This window comes from Paenibacillus agricola, assembly GCF_011440305.1.
GTDB lineage: Bacteria > Bacillota > Bacilli > Paenibacillales > NBRC-103111 > Paenibacillus_S > Paenibacillus_S agricola.
Genome location: NZ_JAAOIW010000058.1, coordinates 1 through 2,576, shown reverse-complemented (window position 1 = coordinate 2,576; position 2,576 = coordinate 1). Strand labels below are relative to the sequence as shown.

Sequence of the window (2,576 nt, the reverse complement as noted above, 5' to 3'; positions counted from 1 at the left end):
TGTAACCGTCAAGTACTATTGAACACTTTTTGCTAAATAACTTTGGACACTTTTGTGCATAATTGGTTCTTGCTTATCCACATGTGGATAAGCTCGACTTCAACAATTCTCATGGATTTCTGTGGACAATTACGCTTCACCAAATATCGTTTTTCGATGTTTCATCCGATGGCTATCTCCGTCACAATGAATGATTTCACTTTTGTGGATAATACGATCTAAAATGGCTGTTGTAATCGCTGCATCCCCTAATAATTCACCCCAATCTGCGGGACCTTTATTGGACGTTATGATCAATGAGGATTGTCCGTAAACTCTATTAATAAATTGGAAAAATAAGTTCGCTTCATTACGATCCATCGCCATAAACATTAAATCGTCTAGAATGATGAGGTCAGAATCCAAGGTCCTCTTCATTTTGAATTGGGCCTGCCGCGAAATCTCCTGTGTTTTTAGCAACTGAATCAACGTGTCCATCGTTACAAAGCTCACCTTGAATCCTTTGTTTAAAGCCTCGATCCCAAGCCCTAAGGCCAGATGCGTTTTCCCGGTCCCAGGTGGGCCTAAGAGGAGGATATGATAGGCCTGTTCTAGCCAAATAAGCTCCTGTAGCTGCGCCAGTTGTTTCCTGCTTAAAGTAGCCGATTCCTCAGGGTTAAACTCCGCTAATGTCTTTATTTCGGGCAGTTCAGCTGCCTTGTAACGCTTCGCCAGCTGCTTCGCATCCCTACGTTGACACTCATGGTCCAACAGGTGCTGGGTGAACGCTCGGTAGCTCCATTGTTGTTTCTCGGCTGTAAGTAGCAGCCCATCCACAATCCCTGCAGCTTCGTTTAAACGCAACTGGACCAACGATTGTTTTAACGAATCTAAGGCTGTTGTCATTGCACAGCACCCTCCATAACTCGCTGGTACACACTCATGTCGCGGATAGGTACTTTGATGCTAAGCGCTCCTTGTGGAGGCTGCATGGCTGGCTCCGAAGGCAAGGTATGTACCGGGGTAGAAGACAAGCGGTATTTCTCGAAATGAACCACCGCATCCGTCAAATATTTGGCTCCGTAGAGACGGTTTTTCATGCAGTAAGCAAAAGCTTCTGCCACATCTGTTGCTGCAGCTGCACGGAGCTGCTTCTCTATGATTTGAAGTTGGTCTCGCATATATCTCGGTTTCACCTTATGGACTTCATTTAAATACAAGGTCGCAACAAGTGGATCCGGACACAGTCCTGCTGCATGTTCGATGTAAGCGGCAATTCCTTTCGTGCGGTCCCTTCCATGGGCCCTGCTTTTAATGAGCTTTCCTTTTTCAAAACACGGGTCATGCCGGGCGATTTCCAGGCGTGTTTGTGAATCGTATAAGACCAATTCACCCTCTTCATTCACCTGCAAGAACACTTTTTTATCTGTCCCATCAAAGGTTCCGAGTGGGAGGCTGTAGCGATTTGAAAGATAGTTAACGGTATTGTCCTTTCGTACATCTCTTGTTATACTGAGAGCAGTTTCAGGTTGTTCTACAAGGAATACGGGCTGGAGGTGTTGTTTTTCTAGGGCATACACTTCCGCCGGTATCTTTTTTATGCTGTGATGCATTTTTCCGTTTCCGGTACGCATTAACCAAGCCAAGCAAGCTTCATTTAACTTCGCTAGATTCGTATACACCCGTCCTCTACCAAAGTTGTATTTCACATATTTCACAGCATTCTCAACCTTTCCCTTGCTTTGTGGATCCTGTTTGCGGCAGAGATGGATCTTGAATTTCTTTTCATTTCGATAGGCAGCAAACTCTTTTGTATATAAAATATCTCCATGGTTTTCACTGATCACGAGCAAATGGTCCTGGTCATACACGATCTCTTTGGCCATTCCGCCAAAGAAGGCAAAGGCCCGTTCATGGCTTGCGATCACATCGACTGTCGTATAGTAGCGATCCAGCCATTCGACATATTTATACCGGGAATGGGAAAGGACGAAGACGATGAAGCGCAGGGTCTTTCCTTGTTTGTGCCCATCTTCTAACTTCATTTCTCCGAAGTCTACTTGCATCTGCTGCCCCATGGGTGGATCGGGTACGGCTTCAAACTGACGTTGGTATTTCACCTTGGCGATCCCATGCTTCTCTCTAATTCCTCTGACATAGTTCCGGATGGTGCTCTCGCACATGCCAATGTCGCCATAGCGTTCTTGTAACCAATCCATGACTTGCGCAGAGGATAAGTCCGGTGAGGCCTTTAACCAAGAAGCGACTTCTTCTTCATAGCCATCTGCTTTCTTCGACCGGGTTCGCATTTCTTCTAACCATTGCTGCAAAACACCTGGCGTCATCCTCATGTATTTATACAACGTTGTTCTAGAGATCGATAAGCGATTCGCCATCTGTGTCTTGTTAAAACCTAATTCTCGCAGCTGTTCAATGTCGATATAGGTCCGCCACCTATCCTCTGGATTCAATTCAGTTCCCCCAATGTCGTAGGTATGATTGCAAACTCTACCATCATACTCTATTGAAGGAACTCTCTGTTAAAAACTGTTCATTCTTATTTAACAATTTCTGTCCACTTTAGTTTAGCAGTTACA

Annotated in this window: 2 protein-coding genes; both read right to left on the bottom strand. The window is 45.0% G+C overall.

Annotated elements, in window-relative coordinates; translation table 11 throughout:
- Positions 1-129: 129 nt before the first annotated feature.
- Positions 130-885, bottom strand: a complete 756-nt coding sequence (istB, locus tag G9U52_RS38955) for an IS21-like element helper ATPase IstB (protein WP_166158837.1) — start codon at positions 883-885, stop codon at positions 130-132.
- Complete coding sequence (gene istA / locus G9U52_RS38950) at positions 882-2,450, bottom strand: IS21 family transposase (protein ID WP_243767825.1); 1,569 nt, start codon at positions 2,448-2,450, stop codon at positions 882-884. Before istA ends, istB begins: the two co-directional genes overlap by 4 nt.
- Between the last annotated feature and the right edge of the window lie 126 nt (positions 2,451-2,576).